This window comes from Amycolatopsis sp. cg9 (assembly GCF_041346945.1).
In the GTDB taxonomy this organism is placed as follows: domain Bacteria; phylum Actinomycetota; class Actinomycetes; order Mycobacteriales; family Pseudonocardiaceae; genus Amycolatopsis.
On sequence record NZ_CP166850.1, the window covers coordinates 4,735,461 to 4,755,846 of the forward strand.

Annotated in this window: 23 protein-coding genes; 9 read left to right on the plus strand and 14 right to left on the minus strand. The window is 73.2% G+C overall.

Annotation, left to right across the window (positions count from 1 at the left end; all coding sequences use genetic code 11):
• Positions 1–29: 29 nt before the first annotated feature.
• Positions 30–461 (minus strand): MerR family transcriptional regulator, encoded by a 432-nt coding sequence (locus AB5J73_RS22700; protein ID WP_370971997.1) that lies wholly within the window; start codon positions 459–461, stop codon positions 30–32.
• Positions 462–485: 24 nt separating this feature from the next.
• On the opposite strand from AB5J73_RS22700, the gene AB5J73_RS22705 reads away from it, so the two are divergent.
• On the plus strand, positions 486–1,841 hold the full coding sequence (locus tag AB5J73_RS22705; RefSeq protein WP_370971999.1) for an MFS transporter: 1,356 nt from the start codon (positions 486–488) through the stop codon (positions 1,839–1,841).
• Here the strand turns inward: AB5J73_RS22705 and AB5J73_RS22710 are convergent.
• Together AB5J73_RS22710 and AB5J73_RS22715 are read right to left on the minus strand one after the other, a co-directional pair.
• Positions 1,816–2,100 (minus strand): MoaD/ThiS family protein, encoded by a 285-nt coding sequence (locus tag AB5J73_RS22710; RefSeq protein ID WP_370972001.1) that lies wholly within the window; start codon positions 2,098–2,100, stop codon positions 1,816–1,818. The two genes, AB5J73_RS22705 and AB5J73_RS22710, sit on opposite strands and share 26 nt — an antisense overlap.
• A 2-nt stretch (positions 2,101–2,102) precedes the next feature.
• Positions 2,103–3,185 (minus strand): WD40/YVTN/BNR-like repeat-containing protein, encoded by a 1,083-nt coding sequence (locus AB5J73_RS22715; protein WP_370972003.1) that lies wholly within the window; start codon positions 3,183–3,185, stop codon positions 2,103–2,105.
• Between the two features lie 164 nt (positions 3,186–3,349).
• Between AB5J73_RS22715 and AB5J73_RS22720 the strand changes: the two genes are divergently transcribed.
• Together AB5J73_RS22720 and AB5J73_RS22725 are read left to right on the plus strand one after the other, a co-directional pair.
• Positions 3,350–3,718: a YciI family protein gene (locus AB5J73_RS22720; RefSeq protein WP_370972005.1), complete on the plus strand. Its 369-nt coding sequence runs from the start codon at positions 3,350–3,352 to the stop codon at positions 3,716–3,718.
• Between the two features lie 54 nt (positions 3,719–3,772).
• Positions 3,773–4,597, plus strand: coding sequence for an NAD(P)H-binding protein (locus AB5J73_RS22725; RefSeq protein ID WP_370972007.1), 825 nt, complete (start codon positions 3,773–3,775; stop codon positions 4,595–4,597).
• A 12-nt stretch (positions 4,598–4,609) separates the two neighbouring features.
• Here AB5J73_RS22725 and AB5J73_RS22730 read toward each other — a convergent pair whose 3' ends face one another.
• From AB5J73_RS22730 to AB5J73_RS22740, 3 genes are read right to left on the minus strand one after another with little or no spacing between them, the layout of a single operon-like run.
• Positions 4,610–5,572, minus strand: coding sequence for an NAD(P)-dependent alcohol dehydrogenase (locus AB5J73_RS22730; RefSeq protein ID WP_370972009.1), 963 nt, complete (start codon positions 5,570–5,572; stop codon positions 4,610–4,612).
• A complete protein-coding gene (locus AB5J73_RS22735) occupies positions 5,569–5,793 on the minus strand; it encodes a helix-turn-helix transcriptional regulator (RefSeq protein WP_370972011.1) in 225 nt (74 codons plus the stop codon). The genes AB5J73_RS22730 and AB5J73_RS22735 overlap by 4 nt, the downstream gene beginning before the upstream one ends.
• Positions 5,787–6,209, minus strand: a complete 423-nt coding sequence (locus tag AB5J73_RS22740) for a hypothetical protein (RefSeq protein WP_370972013.1) — start codon at positions 6,207–6,209, stop codon at positions 5,787–5,789. The genes AB5J73_RS22735 and AB5J73_RS22740 overlap by 7 nt, the downstream gene beginning before the upstream one ends.
• 133 nt (positions 6,210–6,342) lie before the next feature.
• Between AB5J73_RS22740 and AB5J73_RS22745 the strand changes: the two genes are divergently transcribed.
• The gene (locus tag AB5J73_RS22745; RefSeq protein WP_370972015.1) at positions 6,343–6,693 is read left to right on the plus strand and encodes a YciI family protein; all 351 of its coding nucleotides are present in this window, start codon (positions 6,343–6,345) and stop codon (positions 6,691–6,693) included.
• A gap of 2 nt (positions 6,694–6,695) precedes the next feature.
• Positions 6,696–7,928 (plus strand): RNA polymerase sigma factor, encoded by a 1,233-nt coding sequence (locus AB5J73_RS22750; protein WP_370972017.1) that lies wholly within the window; start codon positions 6,696–6,698, stop codon positions 7,926–7,928.
• Positions 7,929–8,004: 76 nt separating this feature from the next.
• On the opposite strand, the gene AB5J73_RS22755 is transcribed toward AB5J73_RS22750, so the two are convergent.
• Together AB5J73_RS22755 and AB5J73_RS22760 are read right to left on the minus strand one after the other, a co-directional pair.
• Complete coding sequence (locus AB5J73_RS22755; RefSeq protein WP_370972019.1) at positions 8,005–8,628, minus strand: enoyl-CoA hydratase/isomerase family protein; 624 nt, start codon at positions 8,626–8,628, stop codon at positions 8,005–8,007.
• Positions 8,625–9,224 carry a TetR/AcrR family transcriptional regulator gene (locus tag AB5J73_RS22760; protein ID WP_370972021.1) on the minus strand — a complete coding sequence of 200 codons (600 nt, stop codon included), beginning with the start codon at positions 9,222–9,224 and terminating at the stop codon, positions 8,625–8,627. The genes AB5J73_RS22755 and AB5J73_RS22760 overlap by 4 nt, the downstream gene beginning before the upstream one ends.
• Positions 9,225–9,278: 54 nt before the next feature.
• Between AB5J73_RS22760 and AB5J73_RS22765 the strand changes: the two genes are divergently transcribed.
• Positions 9,279–9,632: an arsenate reductase family protein gene (locus tag AB5J73_RS22765; protein WP_370972023.1), complete on the plus strand. Its 354-nt coding sequence runs from the start codon at positions 9,279–9,281 to the stop codon at positions 9,630–9,632.
• Here the strand turns inward: AB5J73_RS22765 and AB5J73_RS22770 are convergent.
• Positions 9,629–10,840, minus strand: a complete 1,212-nt coding sequence (locus tag AB5J73_RS22770; protein ID WP_370972025.1) for a threonine synthase — start codon at positions 10,838–10,840, stop codon at positions 9,629–9,631. The genes AB5J73_RS22765 and AB5J73_RS22770 overlap by 4 nt on opposite strands.
• Positions 10,841–10,851: 11 nt before the next feature.
• Entirely contained in the window at positions 10,852–11,343 is a 492-nt protein-coding gene (locus tag AB5J73_RS22775) for an emopamil-binding family protein (protein WP_370972027.1), read from the minus strand.
• Positions 11,344–11,373: 30 nt separating this feature from the next.
• On the opposite strand from AB5J73_RS22775, the gene AB5J73_RS22780 reads away from it, so the two are divergent.
• Positions 11,374–12,153, plus strand: a complete 780-nt coding sequence (locus AB5J73_RS22780) for a DUF1295 domain-containing protein (protein ID WP_370972029.1) — start codon at positions 11,374–11,376, stop codon at positions 12,151–12,153.
• A gap of 98 nt (positions 12,154–12,251) precedes the next feature.
• Here the strand turns inward: AB5J73_RS22780 and AB5J73_RS22785 are convergent, their stop codons facing one another.
• The 3 genes from AB5J73_RS22785 to AB5J73_RS22795 form a co-directional block, all read right to left on the minus strand.
• On the minus strand, positions 12,252–12,998 hold the full coding sequence (locus tag AB5J73_RS22785; RefSeq protein ID WP_370972031.1) for an SDR family NAD(P)-dependent oxidoreductase: 747 nt from the start codon (positions 12,996–12,998) through the stop codon (positions 12,252–12,254).
• Between the two features lie 104 nt (positions 12,999–13,102).
• Positions 13,103–13,990, minus strand: a complete 888-nt coding sequence (locus AB5J73_RS22790) for a LysR family transcriptional regulator (protein WP_370972034.1) — start codon at positions 13,988–13,990, stop codon at positions 13,103–13,105.
• Positions 13,990–15,243 (minus strand): cytochrome P450, encoded by a 1,254-nt coding sequence (locus AB5J73_RS22795; RefSeq protein ID WP_370972036.1) that lies wholly within the window; start codon positions 15,241–15,243, stop codon positions 13,990–13,992. Before AB5J73_RS22795 ends, AB5J73_RS22790 begins: the two co-directional genes overlap by 1 nt.
• Before the next feature lie 47 nt (positions 15,244–15,290).
• On the opposite strand from AB5J73_RS22795, the gene AB5J73_RS22800 reads away from it, so the two are divergent.
• Together AB5J73_RS22800 and AB5J73_RS22805 are read left to right on the plus strand one after the other, a co-directional pair.
• Positions 15,291–16,019 (plus strand): alpha/beta fold hydrolase, encoded by a 729-nt coding sequence (locus AB5J73_RS22800; protein WP_370972038.1) that lies wholly within the window; start codon positions 15,291–15,293, stop codon positions 16,017–16,019.
• Between the two features lie 240 nt (positions 16,020–16,259).
• The gene (locus AB5J73_RS22805) at positions 16,260–19,505 is read left to right on the plus strand and encodes a tetratricopeptide repeat protein (RefSeq protein ID WP_370972039.1); all 3,246 of its coding nucleotides are present in this window, start codon (positions 16,260–16,262) and stop codon (positions 19,503–19,505) included.
• A gap of 85 nt (positions 19,506–19,590) precedes the next feature.
• On the opposite strand, the gene AB5J73_RS22810 is transcribed toward AB5J73_RS22805, so the two are convergent.
• A complete protein-coding gene (locus tag AB5J73_RS22810) occupies positions 19,591–20,367 on the minus strand; it encodes an L-histidine N(alpha)-methyltransferase (RefSeq protein ID WP_370972041.1) in 777 nt (258 codons plus the stop codon).
• Between the last annotated feature and the right edge of the window lie 19 nt (positions 20,368–20,386).

Sequence of the window (20,386 nt, forward strand, 5' to 3'; positions counted from 1 at the left end):
TTGCCATGAATCGTCCCCGATGGGCGGATCTACGCCTGCCCGGGTGCCCAGAGGCCGTCCGCGTCGCCCGCTTCCAAACGGCCCCGGTACACGCCGATCTTGCGGTCGATCAGCTGCAGGTTCTCCTGCAGCTCGGCCAGCTTCGCCAGCACCTCCGTGCGGTGCTCCTCCAGCAGTGCCAGGCGTTCCGGCTCGTTGCCGCGGCCGGCGGCGACCAGGTCGGCGTAGCGGCGGATCGTCTTGATCGGCATGCCCGTGGCGCGGAGCTTGGTGCAGATCTTGATCCAGTCCAGGTCCGGCTTGCGGTAGCGGCGGCGCCCGCCGCTCGTGCGGTCGACCTTCGAGACCACCAGGCCCGCTCGTTCGTAGTAGCGCAGCGTGTGCGCGCTGACCCCGGTGCGGCGGGCCGCGTCCGCGATGGTCAGCCCCTCGGCGGGGATCGGCGGTTTGACTTCGAGCACGCTCTAAATCCTAGCGTCGATCGCATGAACGTTCCGACCGCTCATCGCCCCGCGCTCGTGCTGGCCGTCTGCTGCGCCAGCATCGTCGTGGTGGTGATGGACATCTCCATCGTCACCGTCGCCCTGCCCGCGATCCGCCGCGACCTCGGCGCGTCCGTTTCCGGTCTGCAGTGGACAGTCGACGCCTACACGCTCGTGCTGGCCGGGTTCCTCGTGCTCGCCGGCTCGACCGCCGACCGGTTCGGGCGCAAGCGGGTCTTCCAGTGCGGCCTCGCCACGTTCGGGCTCGGCTCGCTGCTGTGCAGCCTCGCGCCGGGCATCGGCTGGCTGATCGCGGCCCGCGCGCTGCAGGCGGTCGGCGGCACCATGCTCAACCCGGTCGCGATGGCCATCGTCGCCACCACCTTCCCCGTCCCGGCCGAACGCGCCCGCGCGATCGGCGTGTTCGGCTCGATGTCCGGGCTGGCGCTGGCGCTCGGGCCGATCCTCGGCGGCGCGCTCGTCGACGGCTTCGGCTGGCGCGCCGTGTTCTGGGTCAACGTCCCGATCGTCGCGGCCGCGCTCGTGGCCACCGCGCTCTTCGTGCCCGAGTCCCGTGCGCCGCGCGCCCGCCGGTTCGACCCGGTGGGGCAGCTCCTGGTGCTGGTGGTGCTCGGCAGCGTCGTCTACGCGCTGATCGAGTCGCGGCCGCTGGGCTGGACGTCGCCGGTCGTCCTCGGCCTGTTCGCCCTCGCCGCGCTCGGGGTCGCCGGCCTGCTCGTCCACGAACCGCGCCGCGCGGATCCGCTGCTGGAGCTGCACCTGTTCCGCAGCGTCGCCTTCAGCTCGGCGATCCTCATGGCGGTGCTGGCCCTGTGCGGGTTCGGGATCTTCCTGTTCACCGCCACCCAGTACCTCCAGGACGTCCGCGGCCTGACGCCGTTGGCGGCCGGCCTGTGCCTGCTCCCCGTCGGGGTGCTGGTGCTCGTGCTGTCGCCGCGCACCGGACGGCGGGTCGGCACGCACGGCCCGCGGGGGCCGCTGGTCGTCGCCGGGAGCGCGCTCGCCCTGGGCGGCGCCGCGGCGGCGTGGCTCGGCCCGGCGACGCCGCTGCCCCTGGTGCTCGCGGTCTTCCTGCTGTTCGGCGTCTTCCTCGGCACGGTGAACCCGCCGATCACCAACACCGCCGTCTCCGGGATGCCCGGTTCGATGGCGGGGGTGGCCGCCTCGCTGGCGTCCACCGGCCGGCAGACCGGCACCACCCTGGGCGTCGCGCTCGCCGGTACCACCCACGGCGTGTGGTGGCTGGTGGCGGCGCTCGGTGCCGGGCTGCTCGCACTGGCGCTGGTGGGCACCGCCCGCCGGGTCGAGGCGCTCAGCCTCCCGCGACCGACGGGATGATCTGCACCTCGGCGGCGTCGCGGAGCGCGGCGCCGGTGCCGCCGAGGGGACGGCACTCCTCGCCGTCGACGTAGAAGTTCACGTATCGGCGCAGTCCCGCCTGCTCGTCGCGCAGCCGCCGTTCGAGCGCCGGGTACCGCTCGGCGAGCGCGTCGAGCAGAGCGCCCAGCGTCGCCGGCTCGCCCACTTCGACGTCGAGCTTCGCCTCGCCGCCGGCCTTCTCCCGCAGGGTCCCGGGCAGCAGCACGGTGATCCGCACGGTCACACCGTCGCCGCGCGGACGCTCAGCACGTCGGGCAGGTGCGCCGTGACGAGCTCCCAGCTGTCGCCCTCGTCCCGGCTGGCGTAGACGTCGCCGCAGCGCGTGCCGAAGTACACCCCGGCCGGCTCGGCGTCGTCGGTGCACATCGCGTCCCGCAGCACGCCCGCCCAGTAGCCGTCCGGCAGGCCGGCGCCCACCGCTGCCCACGACTTCCCGGCGTCCTCGCTGCGGTACACGCGGCAGTGGCCGTCCGGCGGGAACCGCAGGGCGTCGGCGACCAGCGGGAACGTGTAGACCACTTCGGGCCGGTGCGGGTGGACCACGACGGGGAAGCCGAAGTCGCTGGGCAGCCCGTCGGCGATGGACTGCCAGCTCCCGCCGCCGTCGTCGCTGCGGTAGACGCCGTGGTGCACCTGGGCGTAGAAGCGGTCCGGCTCGGCCGGGTGCGACGCGACCTTGTGCACGCACTGGCCGTATTCGGGGTACGGGTCGGGCACGTGGACGGCCTTGATGCCGGTGTTGCTCGCCCGCCACGACCCGCCGCCGTCCTCGGTGCGGTAGACGCCGCCGGTGGACATCGCGACGGTGACGCGGCCGGGCTCGGCCGGGTGCGGGAGCACGGTGTGGATGGCCTTCCCGCCACCCCCGGGCGTCCAGTGCTCGCGGTGCGGGTGCTCCCACAGGCCGCGGACCAGCTCGTACGTGCGGCCACCGTCGGTGGAGCGGAACAGCGCGGACGGCTCGGTGCCGGCGTAGACGACGTCCGGCTCGCTCGCCGGACCGGGCACCAGCTGCCACGCCCTGGCCAGGGATTCGCCGGTGTCCGGCGGGAACGCGATCGGCGCGTGGTCCGGCTCGTCCCAGGTCGCGCCGAGGTCGTCGCTGGTGGCCACGCTCGGTCCGAAGTGCTCGCTGGTCACCCCGGCGAGCAGGCGCGGTGTGGCGCGGCGGGTGTCGATGCCGACGGCGTAGACCTCGGTCATCGGGTGGTGCGGGCCGGTGAGTTCCCAGGTCTTCCGGTCGTCCTGGCTGGTCGCCAGCCACAGGCCTTTGCGCGTTCCGATCGCGAGTACGACGGGCATCCGGCACCTCCGGTCGATGGTGACGCGCGTCACAGTACTCTGCCCGGGAAAATGTCCGGGAAAAATGTCGAACGCCGTGCGCGGCCGATCGACGCGGGGGTGAAGGCCGGTCATCGCGTCCGGAAGGCACCGGACCCCGGCCCGTACGACCAGGGAGCAGGACCATGCGTTTCCTCATGATGCACCGGATCGACGAGAGCGACCCGCAGGCGTGGAACCCCAGCCCGGAGTTCATCGAGAAGATGGGCGGGTTCATCCAGGAGTCGGCCGAAAAAGGCATCCTGATCACGGCGGAGGGCGTGCACAAGACGGACAAGGGCGCGCTGGTCCGCAAGCCGCGCGGCGCCGCGATCCGGGTGACCGACGGCCCGTTCGCCGAGGCGAAGGAGGTCATCGGCGGGTTCGCGCTGATCAACGCCGCGGACCGCGCGGAAGCCGTCGAGTTCGCCCGGCGCTACGTCGAGCTGTTCGACCTGGAGATCGAGGTGGAGGTCCGGCAGGTCGTCGAGTTCGAGGACCTGCAGCAGGGCTGACGCGCGGGCCGGTGGCGCTACGGTGGGGCCAGGACGATCCTGGGGGGTTCGCTCATGTTCCTGGTCACCGGCGCCACCGGCAACGTCGGCTCGGAAGTGGTCGCGGCACTGGCGGAGGCGGGCGAACCGGTCCGGGCGCTGGTGCGCCGGCCGGACGCGGTGCTCCCGGACGGCGTCGAGGCCACCGTGGGGAACCTCGACGAACCGGCCGGTCTCGGCGACGCGCTCAAGGGCGTCGAAGGGATCTTCCTCCTGCCCGGCTACCAGGACATGCCCGGCATGCTGGCGCGGGCGCGCGAGGCGGGCGTGCGGCGGATCGTCCTGCTGTCCGGGGGTTCGGCCGCGCTCGAGAACCTGGACAACGCGGTTTCGCGGTACCTGACGCTGGCCGAGCGCGCGGTGCGCGCGTCCGGTCCGGACTGGACGTTCCTGCGGCCGCGCGCGTTCATGGCGAACGCGCTGCGCTGGCTGCCGCAGCTGCGCGCGGGGGACACCGTGCGCGCGCAGTTCCCGGACGTCGCCGCCGCGTGCGTCGACCCGGCCGACATCGCCGCGGTGGCGGTGAAAGCGCTCAAGGGTGGCCACGAAGGCCGGATCCACGAACTGACCGGGCCGGTCGCGATGCGTCCCGCCGAGCAGGTCGCCGTGCTGGCCGGGGTGCTCGGACGGGAACTTCGCTTCGTGGGGCTCACCGACGACGAGACGCGCGCGGAACTCGAGGCGAGCATGCCGGCCGCGTACGTCGAGGCGTTCTGGGACTTCTACGTCGGCGGGACGCTCGACGAGGCGACGGTCCACCCGGACGTCCCCGAGATCACGGGCCGGCCGGCGCGCACGTTCGCCGACTGGGCGGCGGCGCACGCCGGCGCGTTCCGCTGACGGACCGCGGGTTCAGGGGAGCAGGACGACCTTGCCCGCCGCGCGCCCCGCGTGGAGGTGGCCGATCGCGGCGGCGGCGTCGGCCAGGGGATAGGTGCGGTCGAGCACCGGCGTGACCTTCCCGGCTTCGATCAGCTCCCGCAGGGTCTCGAGGTCGGCGCCGCGTTCGCGGGCGACGAGCCCCCGCAGCCGGTGCCGCACGAGCGGGTTCAGCAGTGCCGCCACGAGCACCCGCTGGATGCCGCCGAACCAGCGGCCGCCTTCGCCGCCGACGATCACCAGCGTCCCGCGCGGGGTCAGCGCCCGGCGCAGGCGGGTCAGTGAACGCAGGCCCGCGGTGTCCACGATCAGGTCGTACCGCTCGGCCGCGAAGTCTTCGCGCGTGTAGTCGATGACGTGGTCGGCGCCGAGCGCGCGGACCAGGTCCGTCTTGGCGGTGCTGCACAGTCCCGTGACGTGCGCGCCGAAGGCCTTGGCCAGCTGGACGGCGAAGGAGCCCACGCCGCCCGCCGCCCCGATGACCAGGACGCGCTGCCCCGGCCGGACGTCGCCCGCGTCGCGCAGGGCCTGCAGGGCGGTGCCGCCGGAGACCAGGACGGCCGCCGCCTGCTCGAACGACAAGCGCGCGGGTTTCGCCGCGACGAGGTCCTGTTCGGCGACGGCGAGTTCGGCGAACGAACCCTTGGCGACGCCGAACACCTCGTCGCCCGGCCGGAACCGCGTCACGCCGTCGCCGGTCTCTTCGACGGTGCCGGCGAAGTCGAGGCCCCGCACCGGCTGCTTCGGCCGCCTGAACCCGAAACCCAGGAGCCGCAGCAGGTACGGCTGCCCGGTGGTCAGGTGCCACACGCCCGGGTCGACGCCGGCCGCGTGCACCCGCACGAGGACCTCGCCGGCACCGGGCGACGGTCTGCCGACGTCGCGGAACTCGAGCAGGTCCGGACGGCCGTAGCGGGACTGGACGATCGCTTTCACGAGGACTCCTCCGGGTACTGGAACACTTCTTCGAGCGGGACGCCGAACACGTGCGCGAGCTGGAACGCCACTTCGAGCGACGGCGAATAGCGGCCCTGCTCGATCGCGATGACGGTCTGCCGGGTGACGCCGATCCGGGTGGCGAGCTCGGCCTGGGTCATCCGGCCGTTGGCGAACCGGAGGGCGCGCAGCGAGTTCGTGACGCGGGTCGGTTTCACCACGGCTGGAAACCCCGGCGGTAGGCGAAGATCCGGGCGGTCGACCCGAGGATCGCCGAGAGCGTGAACGCCAGGTAGACGGCGTTGGCGATCCAGAAGTGCGGCGCCTCGGTCATCGCCAGCAGCAGCGCGGCGACCGCGCCGGCGATGACGAACGACTGCCCGACGTGGTCGCCGAACCGGCCGATCTCGCGGTCTCGCTGGTCCTTCTCGCCGTCCTTCGAGACCACCGCGGTGAGGATGCTCAGCGCGATCGCCGCGACGATGGACGCGCCGACCGTCCAGAGCAGCGCCGCGACGTAGGGGACTTCGGCCAGCGGCCGCCCGCCGGCCCGGCCGAGGACCAGTGCGAGGTAGACCGCGTAGCTCGCCACCGCGGCGAACCCCTGGATCCAGGCGTTCTTCTCTTCGTGGGTCACCTTCGCCAAGGTAAAACAAACCAGACATCGTGTCAAAGTTTCTTGACATGAGAAAATCTTCGGCGAGGGTGTCCAAGGCGGCGCCGCCCGTTCGTAGTGCTCACGTACGGCAACCGAGACACCGGAGGACACCGTGAAGTACATGCTGCTGATCAACGCCGCGACGAACGCCGACGGCGAGGCCGTCTCGCAATGCACGTTCGAGGACTGGCAGGTCTACGACAAGTCGGTCAAGGACGCCGGCATCTTCGTCACCGGCCACTCGCTCGCCGACCTGACCACCGCGACCACGGTCCGGGTCGACGACCGCGGCGAGCGGGTCGTCACCGACGGGCCGTTCGCCGAGTCGCGGGAGGTGCTCGGCGGGTACTACATCATCGACGTCCCCGACCTCGACGTCGCCCTCGACTGGGCGGCGCGCTGCCCGGGTGCCCGCGACGGCGGGTCGATGGTGGTGCGCCCGGTCGCGACGTTCGAGGACTGACGGTGGGGGAGCGGGCCGCCGCCGCGTCGATCGAGGCGGTCTTCCGGGAGGAGCGCGGGCTGCTGCTGGCCGCGCTCGCCCGCCGGTTCGGCGACCTCGACCTGGCGGAAGAGGTGACGTCGGAGGCGATCGAAGCGGCGCTGGTGCACTGGCCGGCCGAGGGCGTGCCGCCGAAGCCGGGCGCCTGGCTGATGACGACGGCGCGGCGCAAGGCCGTCGACCGGCTGCGCCGCGACCAGGCCTACGCGGCCCGGCTCGCGGTGCTGCAGGTCGAGGCCGACCGCGCGGCCCCGGCCCCGGCGCCGGACGGTGGGTTGCCGGACGAGCGGCTCCAGTTGTTCTTCACCTGCGCCCACCCGGCGTTGTCCGCGGAGGACCGCGCGGCGCTGACGTTGCGCTGCCTCGCCGGGCTGACCACCCCCGAGGTGGCGCGCGCGTTCCTGGTGCCGAGCGCGACGATGGGGAAGCGGATCGTCCGCGCGAAGAACCGGATCCGCACGCTGCGGATCCCGTTCCGGGTCCCGGACCCCGACGAGCTCCCCGGAAGGCTGCCGGGCGTGCTCCAGGTCGTCTACTCGATCTTCACCGAGGGGTACGCGGCCAGTTCGGGGCCGGACCTGCAGCGCCTCGACCTGGCGGAGGAGGCGATCCGGCTGGCCCGGATCCTGCGCCGCCTCCTGCCCGGCGAACGCGAGGTCGCGGGCCTGCTGGCGCTGATGCTGCTGATCCACGCCCGCCGCGACGCCCGCACCGGCCCGGACGGCGACCTGGTGCTGCTCGACGACCAGGACCGCGGCCGCTGGGACCGCGCGCTGATCGACGAGGGAACCCCGCTGGTCGAGACCGCGTTGACCGGCGGCCCACCCGGCCTGTACGGCGTGCAGGCGGCGATCGCGGCCCTGCACGACGAGGCCCCGGACGTGGCGAGCACGGACTGGCCGCAGATCGTCGCGCTGTACGACGTCCTGCGCGGCCTGGCACCGTCCCCGGTGGTGGACCTGAACCGCGCGGTCGCGGTGGCGATGCGCGACGGCCCGGCAGCAGGCCTGTCCCTCCTCGATGCCCTCGCGGGCGAGCCGCGCCTGCGCGAGTACAGCCCGTTCCCGGCGGCCCGCGGCGACCTGCTGACCCGCCTGGGCCGCCACCCCGAGGCGGCCGCCGCCTACCGCGAAGCCTTGGCTTTGGCGGGCACCGAACCGGAACGCGCCCACCTCCGCCGCCGCCTCGCCGGCTGAGGCTTTTCCGTCCGGGCGCGCGATCACCCGGAACTGTCGGTGGCCCCCGGTAGCATGGACACCGGGGGCCGGAGGCCTACGCAGGCGTGCGCAGCGCCGTGACGGCCGGGGCGAACATCGTCGCCTTGATCGCGCCCAGCGTGCCGCGGTCCTTGCCCGCCAGCACCCGCACCCGCTCCGACGCCACCTTGACCAGCTCCGAATCGGCCGCGATCTCGTCCACCAGACCGGTTTCCAGCGCGTCGGCGCCGCCGAACCGGCGTCCCGTCGTCATCGAAGCGATCGCCGCCGCCGGGGTGAGCTTGCTCTGGATCAGGGCCGCCATCCCCGGCGTGAACGGGATGTCGATGTCCGCCTCCGGGAAGCAGAAGTAGCCGCGGTCGGCGCGCATCACGCGGAAGTCGTGCGCCATGGCCAGCATCGCGCCCGCGCCGAACGCGTGGCCGTTGACCGCCGCCACCGTCGGCACCGGCAGCGTCAGCACCCGCGCGAACAGCTCCTGCACATCGGTCACGTACTGCTGGGCCTGGTCGCCGTGCGCGGTCAGCCATTCGAGGTCGAGGCCGTTGGAGTAGAACTTCCCGCCGCCGGTGGTCACCAGCGCGCCTTCCACACCGTCCAAAAAGGAATGCACGCGCTGCAGCCACTCGGGGGAGAAGCGGTTCTCGTCGTCGCCGAGGTCGAGCACGGAAACGGTCACGGTCGGTCCTTTTCTCGGGGTGGCACGGTCAGCACGGCCCGCACGGCGGCGGCGAGCCGCTCCCGCACCAGGGGATCGGTCAGGTCACGGCGGAAGAACGCGGTCGGCAGGTCGACGACGCAGGTGGTGACGACTTCGACGGCCAGCCCGTCGCCGCGGTCCCAGAGCAGCCGCGCCAGCCGGACCAGCAGCGCGACCAGCCGTTTGTCCAGCGCGTGCAGGGTGTCGGCGAGCTCGTCGGGCAGGTCGGGCCCGAACAGCCGGTCGCCCCGGACCTTGAGCAGCATCCGGGCCGCGTCGGGCCGCCGGTCGGCGAACAGCGCGGGGGTGCCGGCCGCCGCGACCACGGCGTCCACCGGCGTTTCCGCGGCGTCCACCAGGGACGTCTGCAGGTCGAGGAACGCCGTCGCCGCGCGCACCCAGACCCGGGCGAGCAGTTCGCTGAGCGAGCCGAACGCGTGGTAGATCGTGCCGTTCGGCACGCCCGCGGCCGTCGCCAGGCCGCGCACGGTCACGTTCTCGTAGCCCGAAGACGCGACCAGCCGCTCGGCGACGTCGAGCAGCGCGTCGAGGTCGTGGACACGGGGGCGGGGCATGCCGCGACCGTAACAGAACGTCTGCTCCAAAACCAGCGCGGTAAGCTCCCGCCCGTGGAGATCTGGGTCAACCCGGCGTGCTCGAAGTGCCGGTCCGCGGTGTCGATGCTGGACGAAGCGGGCGTGCAGTACACCGTGCGCCGCTACCTCGACGACCCGCCGACGGCGGCGGAACTGACCGACGTGCTCGAGCGCCTCGGCCTCGAACCGTGGGACATCGCGCGCACGGCCGAGCCGGTCGCGAAGGACCTCGGCTTGAAGACGTGGGGCCGCACGCCCGGCGACCGGTCCCGCTGGATCGACGCGCTCGCCGAGCACCCCAAGCTGATCCAGCGGCCGATCATCACGGCCGACGACGGCACGACCGTCGTCGCCCGCGACCCCGAAACGGTCCGCTCGGTCCTTTAAGGAATCGAGTCCGTCTTCGCCAGCAGCGGGACGTCGAGCGGTACCGTCTCCGGGTACTTGATCCCGGCGCCGGTGTTGAGCACGACGACGTCTTCGCCGCCTTCGAGCCACCCGGACTCGCGAAGGTGCCGCAGCGCGGCGAAGCACGCTCCGCCTTCCGGACAGACGAAGGTGCCTTCGCGTTCGGTGAGTTCCCGTTGCGCCGCAAGGAGTTCCTCGTCGGTGACGGCGACCGCGGTCCCGCCGGTCGCGTACACGGCGTCGAGCACCAGGAAGTCGCCGATGGCCTTGGGCACGGTGATGCCGAAGGCGACCGTCCGCGCGTCGGGGAACGGCTCGCTTTCCCGCAGGCCGCCTTCGAACGCGGACACGATCGGCGCGCACCCGGTCGCCTGCACCGCGACGAGCTTCGGCAGCTTGCCGGTCACCCAGCCCAGCTCGCGCATTTCCAGCAAAGCCTTGTAGATCCCGATGATCCCGACCCCGCCGCCGGTGGGGTAGAGGATGACGTCCGGCAGCCGCCAGCCGAACTGCTCGGCGATCTCGTACCCCATCGTCTTCTTGCCCTCGATGCGGTAGGGCTCCTTCAACGTCGAGACGTCCTGCACGCCGGGACGCCGCGGAACCGCCGCGGCGACGAGCTTGCCCGCGTCGCCGATCAGACCGTCCACCCGGTACAGCTCCGCGCCGGCGGCGACGCACTCGCGCATCGTGATCGGGGGCGCGTCGTCCGGCATGGCGATCAGGCTCGTCAGGCCCGCGCGGGCCGCATACAGCGCCCACGCCGCCCCGGCGTTGCCGTTCGTCGGCATCGCTATTCCGCGGACGCCGAGCTCGGCCGCCCGCGAGACGCCGACCGCGGCGCCGCGCGCCTTGAACGTGCCGGTCGGGACCAGGCCCTCGTCCTTCATCCACAACCGGGACAGCCCCAGCTCACGGCCGTAGCGCGGCAGCCGCAGCAACGGCGTCATGCCTTCGCCGAGGCTCACCACGTGCTCGGGCGAGCGCACCGGCAGCACCTCGTGGTAGCGCCACAGCGTCGGCTCCCGCCCGCCGATCTCCTTCGGTGTCACGGCTTCGCGGACGCCGTCGAGGTCGTAGCGCGCGAGCAGCGGCGCACCCGACGGCGAAAGCCCCTGGACGGCGTCGGCGTCGAAGCGCTCGCCGGTCCGGGAGCAGTCGAGGTGGCTGAGGAACGAGTACGGCACGGCGCCTCCGGTCAGAAACGGCGGGTGAACGGGAGTGGCTTGCGCATCCGGACCAGCAGCAGGAGCGGCACCAGGACGTAGGGCAGGTTGAAGGCGAGGAACTTCGCCGGGTTGCCGGTGCGGGTGGCCGGGTCGCCGAAGAACTCGACGCCGAACACGACGACCCCGGTCAGCGTGACGATCATCGTCGCGTAGACCACCGACGGCAGCTGGATCCAGTTCTTCCCGGTCACCAGCGCGAAGACGAGCACGACGTAGAACGGCATGTAGACGAACGCCGACAGCCCGGTGACGATCCGCATCCAGTCCGGCGGGTGCATGAACAGCGGGTCGGCGTCGTGGGCGTACCAGTAGTTGGAGTTCACGAAGAAGTTGTCCGACGGCTTCGAGAAGTCGACCCCGACGGTCGGCAGCAGGTCGCTGATCAGCGACGTCACCGTGAAGGCCGAGAACAGCACCGCGAAGAAGACGTCGATCTTCCGTTCCCGCAGCGGCAGGTTCATGCCGCCGATCTTAAGTCCTATTGTGAGGGGATGGACGCGCTGCGGGTCTGCCTGTACGTCTTCGCCGGGGTGACGCTCGGCACCTGGCTGGCTTCCGTACTGACCAGGGAATACTCCTGGGTGGACCGGATCTGGTCGATCGTCCCGGTCGCCTACCTGGCGATCTTCGCCGGCGCCGCCGGGTTCGCCGACGCCCGGCTGAACGTGATGTTCGCGCTGGTCACCCTGTGGGGGATCCGGCTGACGTTCAACTTCGCCCGGAAGGGTGGTTACGCGCCGGGCGGCGAGGACTACCGGTGGGCGGTGCTGCGCGAACGGATGGCGCCGTGGCAGTTCCAGGTGTTCAACTTCTTCTTCATCTCGCTGTACCAGAACGCGATCCTGCTGCTGATCACGCTGCCGGCGTACACCGCGCTGGAGCACCGGGGCTCGTTCGGGGCGGCGGACGTCGTCGTCGCGGTGGTCTTCCTGGCGTTCCTGGCCGGTGAGACGGTCGCGGACCAGCAGCAGTGGGCGTTCCACCGCGAGAAGCACGCGGGCCGCGCGCCGACGCGGTTCCTGCAGAGCGGGCTGTTCCGGTATTCACGGCACCCGAACTTCTTCTTCGAGCAGGCGCAGTGGTGGGTGGTCGCGGTGTTCGGGATCGTCGCCGGCGGTCTGCAGTGGACGGTGCTGGGCGCGGTCCTGCTGACCCTGCTGTTCGTCGGGTCGACGCGGTTCACCGAGAGCATCAGCAAGTCGCGCTACCCGGAGTACGCGGACTACCAGCGGCGCACCTCCGCCGTGGTCCCGTGGCCGTCCCGCGGCTGACGCTCGCGAGCGCGCACGGGGCCGCGGCGACGGCTCGGCCGTCCCGACAGCGCCGGAGCGGCGTCACCTGCCTGCGGTGACGCCGTCCCCGGGCGGGCTCACACCGCCAGCCGGCCGCCGTCCACCGGCAGCACCGCGCCCTGGACGAAGCTCGAATCGTCCGTCACCAGGTACGCGATCGCCGCCGCGATTTCAGCCGGTGCCGCCACCCGGCCCGCCGGGCCGGCCGCCGCCAGCTCGTCCAGGCCGTCGCCGAACGCCGCCGTGCCTTCGGTGCGGGTCGGGCCCGGGCTGACCGCGTTGACGCGGACGCCGGACGGGCCGAACTCCGCCGCCCACGCCTTCGTCAGCAGCTCCACCGATGCCTTCGACGAGCCGTACAGCGCCATGCCCGCCATGCCGCGCGCCGCGACCATCGTGGACACGTTGACGATCGCGCCGCGGCCGCGCGCGGCCATCTCCGGGGCCAGCTCGGCGACGAGGAAGAACGGCACCTTCACGTTCGTCGTGTAGACGCGGTCGAAATCGGCCTCGGTGAGCGACGCCGTGGGACCGGTCGGGAAGATCCCGGCGTTGTTCACCAGCACGTCGACGTGCCCGCCGACCTCCCGCGCCCGCTCGGCGAGGGCGCGCGCCGACGCCGCACCGGTCAGGTCGGCCGCCACGAAGTCGGCCTTGCCGCCCGCCTCGCGGATGGCCGCGACGACCTCGGCGCCGCGCGCGGCGTCCCGGCCCGACAGGACCACGTGGGCGCCGAGCCCGGCCAGCGTGATCGCCGTCGCGCGGCCGATGCCGCTCGTCCCGCCGGTCACCAGTGCCGTCGACCCGGACAGATCTGCACTCATCGCTCTACTCCTCCGGACCGGGGTGTCTCCCCGGTCGCAGAGTTCAAGCGCGAGACCCGCACCGGGACTTCCGGCCCGGCGTTCGGCGCTGCTTATGCCCGCGATCAGTCCGCTCGATAGCCCTCCAGTGCGGCGACGAACTCCGCGAGGTCACGCCGGTGCGACGCCGCGGGCCAGACCGCCCACGTCCGCCGGACGATCGGGGTGCCCGCCAGCGGCACCCAACGGACCGTGTCCGGCAACGGGTACGGCCACTCGGGCGGTGCGAACGCGTACGCCCCGCCCGCGTTGACCGCCGGGATCTTCAGCTCGACGATCAGCCGCTGCTCTTCCGGGACCTCCGGGCCGACGTCGAGGCCGTGGCTGCGCAGGATCGCCGCCAGCTCGTCGTACCACGCCGGGCTGCCCGCGCGGGCGAACGCGAACCACTCCAGCCCGGCCAGGTCCTCCAGCCGGACCGGCGAACCCAGCTTCTCGGCCAGGTCCGCGGCCAGCAGGACGCCGACGTCTTCCGCCACGACGAGCACCGCGTCCAGGTCGGGCCCCGGCGGGCGTTCGCGCACCAGCCCGACGTCCAGCTCGCCCGCCCGCAGCGCCGCCACCTGCGCCACCGACGACAGGTGCCGGGCCTGCACCCGCGTGTCCGGGTACGCCGCCGCCAGCCGCGCGAGCGCCGACGGCAGCAGTTCCGGCGGCAGCTCCAGGGGGACGCCGACGCGCAGCACCCCGGTCGTGGTGTGCCGGGCCAGCGCGGCGAGGGCCTGGTCGTGCCGCGCCAGCACCGCCCGGGCCTCGCCCAGCAGCGTCGTCCCCGCGTCGGTGGTCTGCACGCCGGTGCTCGTGCGGACCAGGAGCTGGAGGCCGAGCCGCCGTTCCAGCGCCGTGATCGTCTGGGACAGCGCCGGCTGGCTGAGGTGCAGCTGCCGCGCCGCCTTCGACATCGTCCCGGCTTCGACCACCGCGACGAACGCCCGCATCTCCCGGATCTCCATCAGCGGGCCCACCGGATCGGCAGGGACTTCAGCCCGTTCTGGAAGTTCGACCGCAGCCGGACCGGCTCACCCGCGAGCTCCACTTCGCCCAGGAGGTCCAAGACCGCGCCGAACATCGCCCGCAGCTGCACCCGCGCCAGGTGCGCACCCAGGCAGAAGTGCGGCCCGTGGCCGAAGGTGAGGTGGTCGTTCGGTGTCCGGCCGACGTCGAAGGTGTCCGGCGAGGCGAACACGGCCGGATCCCGGTTGGCCGAAGAGAACCACACCACGACCTTGTCCCCGGCTGCGATGTCCACATCGGACAGCCGGACGTCGGAGACCGCCGTGCGCCGGAAGTGCATCACCGGCGACCACCACCGCAGCATCTCCTCGACCGCGGACGGCAGCAGCGACCGGTCGGCCAGCAGCCGCCGGTACTCCGCGGGGTGCGAGAGCAGCGCGAGCATCCCGCCGGGCAGGCCGTTGCGGAGGGTTTCGTTGCCCGCCACGGAAAACAGCCAGAACAGGTTCTCGAACTCGGCGAGCGAGACGCGCCCGCCGTCGTCGCCGACGTGCCGCATCAGGGTGCTCATGACGTCGTCGCCCGGGTGCGAGCGCTTGTGGTCGCCGAGCGCGTTCGCGTACGCGTAGAGGTCCGGCATGCCCGCGCGCGTCCGCGGATCCGGCATCGCCCCGTCCGGCCCCGGCGCCGGACGGACGGCCAGCGCGGCCCGCGCCAGGTCGCTCACCTCGGCGACCGAAACCGTCGAGCTGACCGCGTATTCGGCGTCCTGGTAGCCGATCACGCGGTTGCTCCAGTCGTACATCAGCCGCCGGTCCCGCTCCGGCACGCCGAACACCCCGGCCAGGGTGATCAGCGGCAGGTCGGCGGCCACCGCGGCGAAGTCGCACTCGCCGTCACCCGCGACCGCCGAGACGAGGTCCCGCGCCCACCTCTCGATCTGCGAAGTCAGCTTCGCGACCGCCCGCGGGGTGAACGCCTTCGTGAGCAACCCGCGCAGCCGGCCGTGCTCCGGCGGGTCCATGTTCAGCATCATCCGGCGCACGTACGCGAGATCGGCCGCGTCGCGGATCTGCGTCCCGCCCAGCTGCGACGAGAACACCCCGGGGTCGCGCAGCACCCGCCGCACCTCGGCGTGCCCGAGCACGGCCCAGAAGTCGTCGACGCGCACCACCGGGCCGGCGCGCCGCAGCCGCGCCAGCTCCTCGTACGGGACCCCTCGCACGTAGGTGTCCGGATCGGTGATCGCCACGCCGCCGACCCTAGCCGCGCCCACCGACAATTTGGCAGGCTGCCGGGATGGACACCCTGAACATGCGCACCGGCGGCGAGGGCGAACCGGCCGTCGTCCTCCTGCACGGCCTCGGCGCGACCGGCGCGGTCTGGGCCCACTTCACCCCGCCGCTCGCCCGCCGCGTCCTGGTGCCCGACCTGCCCGGCCACGGCCCGTCCTCGCCGCTGCCGCACTACAGCTTCGGGACGCTCACCGCCGCCGTCGCCCGCGCGCTGCCGGAGCACGGCCCGTACGTCGTCGCCGGTCATTCGCTCGGCGGGGTGCTGGCGCTGGAACTGGCGTCCGGGAAGTACGACGTCGAGGTCGCCGGCGTGCTCGCGCTCGGGGTGAAGGTCGAGTGGAGCCAGGACGACCTCGGGCGCGCGGCGAGCTTCGCCGCCAAGCCGTCGCGGGTGTTCGAGTTGCGGGAAGACGCCGAACAGGCGTACCTGAAGGTTTCCGGGCTGCTCGGGATCGCGCCCGCGGACCCGGCCGGGCTTCGCGAGACCGAGGGAGGTTGGCGCCTCGCGATGGACCCGGCCGCGTTCGGCGTCGGCGCACCGGACATGCCGGCACTGCTCGCCGCGGCGCGGTGCCCGGTCGTGCTGGCGGCGGGCGAGCACGACCCCATGAGCCGCCCGGAGCAGCTGCGCGCGCTGGACCCGGACGCGGTCACCCTCGCCGGCCTCGGGCACAACGCCCACGTCGAGGACCCAGCCGCCGTGCGCGCCCTGCTGGAGCGCTTCGGCGTCTGAAGGCCCGGGTGCAGCCGTCGTACCCCACGCGACGGCTGCTCCGCGAACCCCTCGTCACCACCGGACGGGAGCAAGCCTAGGAACTCGTGGTGGACGAGCGCCTGTACTGCCGAGTCACGCCGCGGTCACGGTCGGTACCTGCGGAAACGGTTATCTTCGCCGTTCGGTGGTACAGGTGGGGAGGCACGATCGTGATGCTTGAGGGGTACGTTCCGCTCGGGCACGCGGGAGAGGACGCTTGTGGAGGAAGGCCGGTCGTTCGCCGGGTGGCTTCGGGAGCGCCGCGTGCTCGCCGGGCTCACGCAGGCGCAGCTCGCCGAGCGCGCCGGGCTGAGCCTCCGCGCGGTCCGCAACGCCGAACTCGGCAACGTCCGGCGGCCGCGCCCGGAGACCGAACGGCGGCTGCGTGAAGTGCTCGCCGAGGCCCCGCCGGAGCCGGTGCGGATCGGCGTGCTGGGCCCGCTGACGGTGTCGCGGGGCGGCGAGCCGGTCGAGATCGGCGCGGAAAAGCAGCGCCTGATCCTGGCGCTGCTCGCCCTGCAGCCGAACCGGACCGTCCGGCGCGAAGACCTCGTCGACGTCGTCTGGGACGAGCCGCCGCCGTCGTGCCTGGACCTGCTCCACACCTACGTCGCCCGGCTGCGACGGGCGCTGCGGCCCGCCGACCTGATCGCCACCGACAAGGGCGGCTACCGGCTTTCCGCCGGCGAAAGTGAGCTCGACCTGCTGGAGTTCGAAGCCCTCCTGGCGCGCGACGCCCCGGGCGAGGCCCTCGAACTCTGGCGCGGCCCGGCGCTCGCCGACGTCGAACGCCTGCGCCAGCACCCCGCCCGGCTCGCGCTCGCGATGCGGCGCGCCAAGGCCGTGATGGCCTACGCCGGGGTCGCGGACCCCGAGGACGCGGCGGTGCACCTGCGGGTGCTGACCGCCGAGGAGCCGCTCAACGAGTCCGCGCACGCCCGGCTGATGCTGGTGCTCGCCGCGTCCGGGCGCCAGGCCGCCGCGCTGGACGTCTTCGAGGAGATACGCCGGCGGCTCGCCGAGGAGCTGGGCATCGAACCCGGCCCGGAGCTGCGCGCCGTCCACCGCCAGGTGCTGCGGCAGGACTTCGCCGACCCCGAGCCCCCGGCCCGCGTCCCGGCGCAGCTGCCCGCCGACGTTCCCGGTTTCCGCGGCCGCCTCACCCAGCTGGCGGAGCTGGACTCGCTGTTGCGCCGCGAAGACGGCGACACCGGCGCGCGCATCGCCGTCCTCTCCGGCACCGGCGGGGTGGGCAAGACCGCGCTCGCCGTGCACTGGGCGCAGCGCTCGCCCGCCGAGTTCCCCGACGGGCAGCTCTACCTCGACCTGCACGGCTACGGCACGGTCCGGCCGGTCGAGCCGGGGGACGCGCTGTCCGGGTTCCTGCGCGCGCTCGGCGTCCCCGGCGCGGACATCCCCGCCGAGCCGGACGAGCGCGCGGCGAAGTTCCGCACCGCGCTCGCCGGCCGCCGGATGCTGCTGGTGCTGGACAACGCGGGCTCGGTCGCGCAGGTCCGCCCGCTGCTGCCCGGCTCGCCGACGTGCCTGGTGCTGGTGACCAGCCGGGACGCGCTGCCCGGGCTGGTCGCCCGGCACGGCGCCCGCCGGGTGCTCGTCGGCCTGCTCACCGACGCCGAAGCCCGCGACCTCCTGCGGGCGCTGCTCGGCCCGCGCGTCGACGAAGAACCCGGCGCCACCGCGGCGCTGATCGGGTACTCGGCCCGGCTGCCGCTGGCCCTCCGGCTGGTCGCCGAGCTGGCGCTGAGCCGGGAAGGGGAGCGGCTCGCCGCGCTCGCGGCGGAGCTGGCCGACGAACGGCGGCGGCTCGACCTGCTCGACGGCGGCGGCGACCCGCTGACCGCCGTCCGCGCGGTGTTTTCGTGGTCCTACCGGCACCTGCCGTCCGACGCCGCGCGCGTGTTCCGGCTCTGCGGCCTGCACCCGGGCCGCGACCTGACGCCGGTCGCGATCGCCGCGCTCGCCGACGTCCCCCTGCCCGAGGCCGAGCGGCTGACCGGCGTGCTGGTGCGTGCCCACCTCGCGCAGCAGACCGGCGACGACCGCGTCCAGCTGCACGATCTGCTGCGCGTCTACGCCGCCGAGCTCGCGGCCGCCGGGCCGGACGAGAGCCGCGCGGCCCAGGAGCGGCTGTTCGACTCCTACGTCCGCTCCGCCGCGCAGGCCATGGACGTGGTCCTGCCGCAGGAACGGCACCTGCGGCCGGTGGTGCCGGATCCCGACGTCAAGGTGATCGAGGCGCAGGCGTGGCTGGAGGCCGAGCGGCGCAACCTCCTCGCCGTCGCCGCGCACGCGACCCGCCACGGCTGGGCCGACCACCTGCGCCTGCTGTCCGGGATCCTCTGGCACTACCTCGACGTCGGCGGCTACCACGAAGAGGCGCTGGTGCTGCACACGCACGCGTCGGCGCTGGCCCACGACGCCGGCGACCGCGCGGCCGAGGCCGAGCCGCTGACCCTGATCGCGCTCGGGCACTGGCGCGTCGGCCGGTCGCGGGAAGCGCGGCGGTACCTGGAGGAAGCGCTCGTCCTCGTCCGCGAAACCGGCGACCGGCGCACCGAAATCCACGTCCTCAACACCCTCGGCCTGGTCTGCCGCGCGCTCGGCCGGTTCGCCGAGGCGATCACCTACTCGACGGAAGCGCTGGCCGTGGCCCGGAAGACGGGCGACCGCACCAGCGAAGGCCTGGTCCTGGTCGTGCTCGGCTGTTCCTGCCGCGGCATCGGCCGGTACGCGGAAGCGGCCGGGTACCACCAGGAGGCACTGGCTCTCGCGCGCGAAACCGCCGATCGCACCAGCGAGGGCTACGCGCTGGTGAACCTCGGCGACGCGTTGTCGGCGCAGGGACGGCACGACGAGGCCGCGCAGGCACTGGCGGAAGGCCTCGAGCACTTCCAGGCGATGGGCGTGCGGGTGAGCGAGGGGTACGCGCTCGGCATCCTCGGCGACGTCGAGCACGCGCTCGGCCGGTACGCCGAGGCCGCGGAGCACCTCGAGCGGGCGATGGAAATCGCGCGCGAGACGGGCAGCCCGACCAACCGCGGGGTCGCCTTGAAGCACCTCGGCGACGTCCGGCTGGCGCAGGGGCGGCCCGATGAAGCGGCGCGGCACCTGGAAGAAGCACTGGGCCTGGCCCGGGAATGCGGGGATCGGGGCGTCGAATCCCGCGTGCTCAACAGCCTGGGCGCGGTGGCGGCCGCGCGGGGAGCGTCGTCGGAGGCCCTCGCCTACCACCGCGAAGCCCTTGCCGCGGCCAAGAAGACCGGGTGCGGCCCCGAACAGGGCCGCGCGCACTGCGGGCTCGGTGAAGTCCATTGTGGACTCGGGGACGCGGTGGCCGCGCGCGAGCACTGGGAACGCGCGCTGGCCTGCTACGCCGGGGAGTGCGTGCCCGGCGCGATCCGCGTCCGCAACCACCTGGCGGCCTTGGACCGCGTGGTCGGATAACGGGGTTCGAGCGCGGCGAGGTCGCTTTCCAGCCGCTGGCGGTCGCGGTCGACGAAGTTGGTGCTGCCCGCGAGCCGCCGGGTGATCACGACGTCCTCCCGGTGGCCTTGAAGAACGTGTAGTGGAACGTCCCGTCCTCGGTCCGGTGCAGGTCCGCGACTCCGCGGGCCCAGCCGTCGGCGGTGGCCAGCCCGCGCGCGACGGCGGTCTCGCCGACGCCTTCGACCATCGCGGTGAAGGTGTCGCGGGTGAACCCGGTGACCAGGCCGGGCCGGGACTCGTCGACGTAGACGGTCCGCGGCTCGACCGCGACGCCGTCGAAGCCGGCGCCGGCGAGCAGCGGGTACAGGCGCCGCCCGATGAGCGCGTCCCCGCCGGCGTCGGCCTGCAGGCGGACGAGGCAGTCGATCGCGGCTTGCGCGGCTTCGCTGCGCGGGTGGAAGAACGCCGAGCCGTGGTCGCCCTCGATCACGGTGATCGTGCCGCCGGGCCGCAGCAGGGTCTTCAGGTGGGCGAGGGCCTTCTCCGGATCCGGCAGGTGTTCCAGCACGAAGCAGACGAAGAGGTGGTCGTACTCGCCGTCGAGGCCGAACAGGTCGGCCTGGCGGAAGTCGACGCCCGGGACCCGGGCTTCGGCCTGTTTCAGCGACTCTTCGGAGACGTCGACCGCGGTCAGGTGCGCGTCCGGGCTGCGGGCCGCGAGGTGGACGGTCTGGGCGCCGACGCCGCAGCCGACTTCCAGCACGCGGCTGCCGGCGGGGAACGCCGTCCCGGCGTGCAGGAGCTCGGCGAGGGTGTCGGCCTGGTCGCCGAGGCGGCGGGCTTCGGGAGCGGCGTACCCGTGCACGTAAGTGGTGTCCATGAGCCCAGCGTGCTGCGAC

Bases quoted from the DNA above. Each gene is read 5' to 3' on its own strand.
- AB5J73_RS22810 (WP_370972041.1), bottom strand. From the start codon at position 20,367: ATGGACACCACTTACGTGCACGGGTACGCCGCTCCCGAAGCCCGCCGC.
- AB5J73_RS22775 (WP_370972027.1), bottom strand. From the start codon at position 11,343: ATGAACCTGCCGCTGCGGGAACGGAAGATCGACGTCTTCTTCGCGGTG.
- AB5J73_RS22785 (WP_370972031.1), bottom strand. From the start codon at position 12,998: ATGAGTGCAGATCTGTCCGGGTCGACGGCACTGGTGACCGGCGGGACG.
- AB5J73_RS22760 (WP_370972021.1), bottom strand. From the start codon at position 9,224: ATGCCCCGCCCCCGTGTCCACGACCTCGACGCGCTGCTCGACGTCGCC.
- AB5J73_RS22725 (WP_370972007.1), top strand. From the start codon at position 3,773: ATGTTCCTGGTCACCGGCGCCACCGGCAACGTCGGCTCGGAAGTGGTC.
- AB5J73_RS22790 (WP_370972034.1), bottom strand. From the start codon at position 13,990: ATGGAGATCCGGGAGATGCGGGCGTTCGTCGCGGTGGTCGAAGCCGGG.
- AB5J73_RS22720 (WP_370972005.1), top strand. From the start codon at position 3,350: ATGCGTTTCCTCATGATGCACCGGATCGACGAGAGCGACCCGCAGGCG.
- AB5J73_RS22715 (WP_370972003.1), bottom strand. From the start codon at position 3,185: ATGCCCGTCGTACTCGCGATCGGAACGCGCAAAGGCCTGTGGCTGGCG.
- AB5J73_RS22705 (WP_370971999.1), top strand. From the start codon at position 486: ATGAACGTTCCGACCGCTCATCGCCCCGCGCTCGTGCTGGCCGTCTGC.
- AB5J73_RS22800 (WP_370972038.1), top strand. From the start codon at position 15,291: ATGGACACCCTGAACATGCGCACCGGCGGCGAGGGCGAACCGGCCGTC.
- AB5J73_RS22780 (WP_370972029.1), top strand. From the start codon at position 11,374: ATGGACGCGCTGCGGGTCTGCCTGTACGTCTTCGCCGGGGTGACGCTC.